We start from the raw sequence: 628 nt of genomic DNA, 5'->3' as shown, positions 1-628 counted from the left end.
TCGGTTCCGATATCGGTTCCGGCCTCATCGGTGGTCCTGGGCCGCCGGCTTCCGGACCGTGGCAACCACTCTGTCGGTGCCCCACCAGAACACCCGCCCGGCGATCGACATCCACACAAAGAACGCCAGATACACCAGGATCGTCCCGTGCTCGTCAGCCCACCCGGCGAGGCGTCCGATCATCGCGAACGCCACAACAAGCAACCCGAGCCCGAACAGTGTCGCGATGACCGCTGTCGAGGTTTCGTTGCGTGCTGCACCGACATGGCGGGTCGGTGGGGTCATCGGGTCGACCGGTGAAGTGGTCATCGAAGTAGTCCTCAATTCCTTTCCCCGCCAACCGGCATGCGGGACGCGAAGTGCTTGTCTACCGGGGTGGGCGGCGGGAGCAGATGGAGCTTCCGGACCGAACAAAGTGGGGTCGAACTTCTCGGTCGACGAACACGGTGGGTGTCAATCGAACGATCACTGTCCGTGGCCGGAGTCAGATAGTCGACCGGGCCGCAGGGCTGTGTCAGAGCCAAGTGGGGTCGGAATACACGAACACACTGTTGTCCGAGGTCGACGTCGAGACCGCGAACTGCGCGTAGGTGCGGACCGTGACCGGACCCATGCACGCATCGACCTT

General features: G+C 63.4%; 2 protein-coding genes. Both read right to left on the bottom strand.

Going from position 1 to position 628, the window contains the following annotated elements; all coding sequences use genetic code 11:
- Window positions 1-24: 24 nt before the first annotated feature.
- Complete coding sequence (locus tag RHBS_RS28420; protein ID WP_237669891.1) at window positions 25-309, bottom strand: hypothetical protein; 285 nt, start codon at window positions 307-309, stop codon at window positions 25-27.
- 205 nt (window positions 310-514) lie between these two features.
- A partial coding sequence (locus tag RHBS_RS28415) for an MspA family porin (RefSeq protein WP_187298696.1) occupies window positions 515-628 on the bottom strand: 114 nt, incomplete at its 5' end.

The organism is Rhodococcus sp. BS-15 (assembly GCF_000813105.1).
In the GTDB taxonomy this organism is placed as follows: domain Bacteria; phylum Actinomycetota; class Actinomycetes; order Mycobacteriales; family Mycobacteriaceae; genus Rhodococcoides.
This window is presented reverse-complemented; position numbering and strand designations above follow the sequence as displayed.

Bases quoted from the DNA above. Each gene is read 5' to 3' on its own strand.
- RHBS_RS28420 (WP_237669891.1), bottom strand. From the start codon at position 309: ATGACCACTTCACCGGTCGACCCGATGACCCCACCGACCCGCCATGTC.